The 6,445-nt window shown below is 46.6% G+C and carries 4 protein-coding genes; all 4 read left to right on the top strand.

The window, feature by feature from the left end; genetic code table 11:
• The 4 genes from A3KS_RS0109230 (at window position 1) to guaA (ending at window position 6,144) form a co-directional block, all read left to right on the top strand.
• Window positions 1–1,005 carry an alpha-ketoacid dehydrogenase subunit beta gene (locus tag A3KS_RS0109230; RefSeq protein WP_156913235.1) on the top strand — a complete coding sequence of 335 codons (1,005 nt, stop codon included), beginning with the start codon at window positions 1–3 and terminating at the stop codon, window positions 1,003–1,005.
• Between the two features lie 12 nt (window positions 1,006–1,017).
• Window positions 1,018–2,937, top strand: a complete 1,920-nt coding sequence (locus tag A3KS_RS22545; RefSeq protein WP_051355768.1) for a 2-oxo acid dehydrogenase subunit E2 — start codon at window positions 1,018–1,020, stop codon at window positions 2,935–2,937.
• A 193-nt stretch (window positions 2,938–3,130) separates the two neighbouring features.
• Entirely contained in the window at window positions 3,131–4,588 is a 1,458-nt protein-coding gene (guaB, locus tag A3KS_RS0109240; protein WP_026394693.1) for an IMP dehydrogenase, read from the top strand.
• Between the two features lie 8 nt (window positions 4,589–4,596).
• Window positions 4,597–6,144 carry a glutamine-hydrolyzing GMP synthase gene (gene guaA / locus A3KS_RS0109245; protein WP_026394694.1) on the top strand — a complete coding sequence of 516 codons (1,548 nt, stop codon included), beginning with the start codon at window positions 4,597–4,599 and terminating at the stop codon, window positions 6,142–6,144.
• The last annotated feature ends 301 nt before the right edge of the window (window positions 6,145–6,445 follow it).

Raw genomic sequence — 6,445 nt, forward strand, 5'->3', positions numbered from 1 at the left:
ATGATGAAAACAAGTGATATGACAAAAATGACCTACCGCGATGCCATCCGTCTGGGAATAACAGAAGAAATGCGTTTGGACCGGGATGTCATTTTTTTAGGTGAAGATATTGGTGTCTACGGTGGGGCCTTTGGAGTGTCGAAGGGATTGCTGGAAGAGTTTGGCGAGGAACGGATTCTGGATACCCCAATTTCTGAAGGGGCCATCGTTGGAACTGCAGTGGGGGCCGCAACTACGGGCTTGCGTCCGGTTTGCGAAATTATGTTTATGGACTTTATTACCCTCGGGTTGGATGCGCTGGTGAATCAGGGTGCTAAAATGCGCTACATGTTTGGCGGCCAGTGCCGGGTACCAATGGTTCTGCGGTTGCCGGCTGGTTCCGGTACCGGTGCAGCGGCTCAACACAGTCAGAGTCTGGAAGCCTGGTTATGTCATGTACCGGGACTAAAGGTGGTGACCCCATCCACTCCGGCTCAGGCCAAAGGACTGATAAAAGCGGCCATCCGGGATAATAACCCGGTCTGTTTTATTGAACATAAGATGCTCTATGATACAGTCGGTCTGGTTCCGCTTGATGACGAATATACGCTGGAAATTGGAAAAACCATTGTCGAACGGCCCGGTAAGGACGTCACCATCGTCGCTTACGGTACTACCCTGGCAAAAGCCATTGAAGCCGCCGAATTTTTAGATGAAGAAGGGATCCGGGTAGAAATCCTCAATCCCCTGACCCTGTATCCGATGGATATGAAACCGATCATTGAATCGGTTATCAAAACCGGCTGTCTGATTGTCGCCCATGAGGCCGTTAAAACTGGCGGTGTTGGCGGCGAAATCGTCGCCCGGGTGGTTGAAAGCGAAGCCTTCGACTATCTCACCGCGCCGATCATTCGATTAGGCGGGTTGGATGTCCCGATTCCCTTTAACCAGGAATTAGAGGCAGCAGCGGTACCCCAGCGGAACGACTTTGTTCATGGCGTTTATCGTCTCCTTAACCGGGAATAGGGAGTTGGCACAATGATGGAAAATGAAATAATATTACCGAAAGAGAAATTGGATATGGTAGCAGAAAACTTGACAAATACCGCCGCGGCAGGGTTGACGGGAACGATTAAAGAAGAGGCGGTTCTTCAGGATGATAAATCGGAAGCTGATCTCCAGGAAGCGGCTGTTGATATCAGTGCTGAGACAGTCGCAGCGATTCCGTCAGAAGCAGCAGTAGAGCGAACTGAACCAGGGGGAGACATCGCTGTTGAAGACCCGGCAGATGAATACCTTCAGGAGGAAAATCTGGAAGAAAAACTGACCGCGGCCATTGAGGCACTGGAACGTAATCTGGAACAAACGATCAAAGAAGGGAACAAAGAGCAGCCCTCAAAAGTCCTTCGGGAAATTATTAAGGATGAAGTGATTGAAGAACCGCAGGAAAATCCGCTTGAGCCTGATCCCCGCGCCGGCAAGGTCAGAGCAACCCCGGCAGCCCGACGAATTGCCCGGGAATTTAAGGTGGAAATTGACAAGGCGACTGGCACCGGACCAAACGGACGAATTGAAGTCGATGATGTCAAAAAACTGGTGGTCATTCAGCCCGGAACCTTCGACTACAAATCAAAAGAACCGGTGGTGATTAAAACCAGTTTGGACAAAATCGCCGGGAATCCCAGCAATCTTTTTTCGACTCCGGTAAAACTGGAAGAAATTCCCGATAAAAAAACAGTGACCCGAAAGAAACTGAAAGATATGAATCAGAAAATCGAGAAGGTGCCAAATCCAGAGCTGGACTTTGTTCCCTTTGTGGATGAGAACGATGAAAAACCGGAAACGAAAGATGCCGATGTGGTGACAAAAATCTCAGCACTGGATTTTGTGCCCTTTGTTGATTTAAAAGCGGAGCCGCTGCGGGAAGAAATTATTGTTAAACCAACCCCCATGCATTTGCTTTATGAAAGCGAATCGGAAGATCAGGGGCTAAAAAATAGAAAATCCCGGGGTCTGCCCAGAAAAAATCAGGCTCAGGATAAAAATAAAAATGACATCAAAGCAGCAACCAGTGTTCCAACAGTCACAGAAGCAGTAGTCAGCGATAGCAATGAAGTAACCGAAGTAAATGAAGTAAATGAAGTAAATGAAGTAAATGAAGTAAATGAAGTTAAAAAAGAGATAATCATCGATACAGTCCGTGAACCCCTTCGGGAGACGGAGATCACGGAAAATACGGAGATCACGGAAAATAATGAAGAAAACCATGAAGAAAAAATTGTGACCCGGACGGTTCGACCCAAAGCGATCAGAAAATACCTGATAAAAAAGAAAGTTGAAACGGCTGTTATCAGCCTAACCACGGAAATTGACATGACTGAAATCAAGGATCTCCGTAAGAAGATCACCAAAAAAATTGAGGAACAGGCCCGATACCGTTGTACCTATACGGATTTTCTGCTTTTGGCAACCTCCCGGGCACTGGTGAAACACCCCCTGATTAATGCCCGACGGGAAGATGATACGGTGGTTGCCCATGCCCACGTAAATATGGGTTTAACGGTCGAATCCGACCATGGCTTTATTGTTCCGGTGATCCCAAACGCCCAGACGATGAACTTTGTCGAAATCGTCAAAAGTCGGGGCGATCTTTTAAAGGCGGTTAAAAACAAACATCTGTCCCAAGATCAGTTAGAGGGCAGCACCTTTACCATCACCAACTTGGGGATGTATGGAATCCGGGAATTTACCGCCATCATCAACCAGACCAACAGCGCTATCCTCAGTGTCGGCGAAGTGGTTCAGCGGATCCGTATTCATCAGGGTGAACCGGTGGTTCGATCGGTGATGAAAATCAGCCTCAATTTGGATCAACGGGTGGCCAATGGGGTGGACGGAGCAAAATTTTTGCAGGATATTAAGGCTGACATGGAGAATCCATCACTTTTATTGTTTTAGCCTTAAAATTTGTCAAAATCAAGAAAAGATAACGTTACCAAAAAAATAATGATTGTCACATTTAAGCAAATTGTGTTAGACTAAACAGCATAATATAAGATTACAGAACATACATGAAGCAGATGAAAAGCAATGGCCAATTGTCTGCTTTTTTTGTATCTAAGCGAGAGTTGAATTCGAAAGGAGTACAAGGTTGGAGAAGATATTAAAGGAAGGCATTACCTTTGATGATGTATTGTTAATCCCAGGAAAATCAGAAGTGTTGCCAGGGGACGTCAACACTGGCACCCGTCTGACAAAGAAAATTGCCCTGAATATTCCCATTATGAGTGCCGGTATGGATACGGTCACCGAAGGACGGCTGGCAATTGCTATGGCAAGAGAAGGCGGCATTGGGATTATTCATAAGAATATGACCATTGAAGAACAGGCTTTTGAAATTGACAAGGTTAAACGCTCAGAGAACGGGGTTATCGTGGATCCGTTTTTCTTATCACCCGATCATAATATCGGGGATGCACTGGAGCTGATGTCCCGCTATCGTATTTCCGGGGTTCCGATTACCATTGACGGGAAATTGGTGGGAATCATCACCAACCGGGATTTGCGTTTTGAAAGTGATCCTAAAAAGAAAATCAAAGACGCCATGACAAAAGAAAACCTGGTTACCGCTGAAGAGGGCACCACCCTGGAAAAGGCGGAAGCCATTTTGAAACAATACAAGATCGAAAAGCTTCCCATTGTGGATTCGGAAAATAATCTAAAAGGTTTGATCACCATTAAAGATATTGAAAAGAGCATTAAATATCCCAACGCCGCTAAAGATTATCGGGGTCGGCTGATTGTTGGCGGTGCCGTCGGTATCAGCAGCAACACCTTCGAACGGGTTGATGCCCTGGTAGAAGCCCAGGCTGATGTCATCGTTGTGGATACCGCCCATGGTCACTCCATCGGGGTGGTTAAAACGGTTAAAGCGATCAAAGAAAAATATCCCGATGTTCAGCTCATCGTCGGAAACATTGCCACCGGCGCAGCCGCCAAAGATTTAATTGAAGCTGGTGTAGATGCCCTTAAGGTCGGGATTGGCCCCGGCTCCATTTGTACAACCCGGGTTGTGGCCGGGATTGGGGTGCCTCAAGTTACCGCTATTTTAGATGTAGTTGAAGTCGCTAAAGAGTACGATATCCCCGTTATTGCTGACGGTGGGATCAAGTATTCCGGTGATGTGGTAAAAGCCATTGGCGCCGGTGCGGATGTGGTTATGATCGGGAGTCTTTTTGCCGGTACGGACGAAAGCCCGGGCGAAACGATTATCTACCAGGGCCGCAGCTTTAAAACCTACCGCGGGATGGGCTCTTTAGGGGCTATGAAAGATGGCAGCTCGGACCGTTACTTCCAGGAGGGCCAGAAAAAACTGGTTCCTGAAGGGGTTGAAGGAAAGGTTCCCTACAAAGGACCACTGGCCGATACGGTTTATCAGTTAGTTGGCGGGCTCCGTTCAGGTATGGGTTATTGCGGGACCCCAACCATCAAGGATTTAAGAGAAAAATCACAGTTTATGAAAATAACCAGTGCGGGTCTGATCGAAAGTCACCCTCATGATATTTCCATCACCAAAGAATCACCTAACTACAATAGCGCTCAATTTTAGGAGAATTTATGATAAAAAAGCATTACCAAGATGAAATTATTCTCATTGTGGATTTTGGAGCACAATACAATCAGCTGATCGCCCGACGGGTCCGTGAAGCCAGAGTGTATTCTGAGGTTGTTCCCTATGATATTACCCCTGATGAGATTCGCCAGAAAAATCCCAAGGGCATTATCTTCACCGGTGGGCCTTCCAGTGTCCATGAAGAGGGAGCACCACAATGTGATCCGGAAATTTACACCATGGGGATTCCGATTTTAGGGATCTGCTACGGTGCTCAGCTGATGGCTGAGCAGCTAAAAGGTGTTACTGATTCTGCCGATATTCGGGAGTACGGAAAAAAAGCGCTGAATTTTGAAAAAGATTCGGTGCTGTTTAAAGATATTCCTGACGGATCAACCTGCTGGATGAGTCACACCAATTATATCCAGACCATTCCGGAAGGATTCTGCATCACCGCCACAACTGACTCCTGTCCGACTGGCGCGATGGAATGTCATGAACGCAAGCTCTATGCAGTTCAATTCCATCCCGAAGTGGAACACACCCAATACGGCAAAGAAGTTTTAAATAACTTTATTTATAATGTCTGCGGTTGTGAAGGTTTATGGACCATGCATAACTTTGCCCAGGAACAGATTGAAGCCATTAAAGAACAGGTTGGCGACCGTCGGGTGTTATGCGCCCTCAGTGGCGGGGTTGACTCTTCGGTTGCAGCGACCCTGGTGCACCAGGCCATTGGCGACAAGCTGACCTGTATTTTTGTCGATCATGGTCTGCTGCGAAAAGATGAAGGCGACCAGGTCGAAGCGATCTTTAAGAACCGCTTTAACATGAACTTTATCCGGGTGAACTGCGAAGATCGTTTCCTTGGTAAATTGGCAGGTGTCAGTGATCCGGAGCAAAAACGAAAAATCATCGGCACGGAGTTTATCCGTGTCTTTGAGGAAGAGTCCAGTAAACTCAACGACATCGATTTTCTGCTGCAGGGAACCATCTATCCCGACGTTATCGAAAGTGGCACTAAAAATGCGGCCGTCATTAAAAGCCATCACAATGTTGGCGGACTACCGGATGATGTCAATTTCGAACTGATTGAACCGCTGCGAAACCTGTTTAAAGACGAGGTTCGGGCAGTGGGCGAAGAAATTGGACTGGATCACGATCTGGTCTGGCGGCAACCCTTCCCGGGACCAGGCCTGGCCATTCGGGTGATGGGCGATGTCACCAAAGAAAAACTGGATATCTTAAAAGAAGCCGATTTTGTCTTCCGGGACGAGATTGCCAAAGCCGGGCTGGATGAAGAAATCTGGCAATACTTTGCGGTCCTGCCAGGAAACCGCAGTGTCGGGGTTATGGGTGATGAACGAACCTATGACTACACCATCGGTCTGCGAGCCGTCACCTCAGTTGACGGAATGACTTCCGACTGGGCCCGTATTCCCTTTGATGTGTTAGAAAGCATCTCCACCCGAATTGTGAATGAAGTGAAGCATGTTAGCCGGATTGTTTATGACATTACGAGCAAGCCACCTTCGACAATTGAGTGGGAATAGGTTTTTTTGTTAAAAGACAAAGTGATTTATCCTGTTTGGGGCAAAATCATTTAGCCTTACCAACAAAATAAAGTATGATAAATGACCTTGAAATGAGTCGTCCAACTTCTCATTCCGAGGTCATTTTTTATTCTTCATAATGTGGCTCAAAGCCTTGTAATTACCACAATTCTTTAAAGAGAGATTACTATTAAGAAAGCAAATATTACTTATTAATAAAACGCTATTATTGATTCCACAGGAATTGGGTTACAGGATAAAGCACTTTGCCCTTTTGAGGATAAACGTGTTTGCCCCGTAA

This window comes from Acetobacterium malicum subsp. dehalogenans DSM 11527 (genome assembly GCF_000472665.1).
Classification (GTDB): Bacteria; Bacillota; Clostridia; order Eubacteriales; family Eubacteriaceae; genus Acetobacterium; species Acetobacterium malicum.

Bases quoted from the DNA above. Each gene is read 5' to 3' on its own strand.
- A3KS_RS22545 (WP_051355768.1), top strand. From the start codon at position 1,018: ATGATGGAAAATGAAATAATATTACCGAAAGAGAAATTGGATATGGTA.
- guaA (WP_026394694.1), top strand. From the start codon at position 4,597: ATGATAAAAAAGCATTACCAAGATGAAATTATTCTCATTGTGGATTTT.
- A3KS_RS0109230 (WP_156913235.1), top strand. From the start codon at position 1: ATGATGAAAACAAGTGATATGACAAAAATGACCTACCGCGATGCCATC.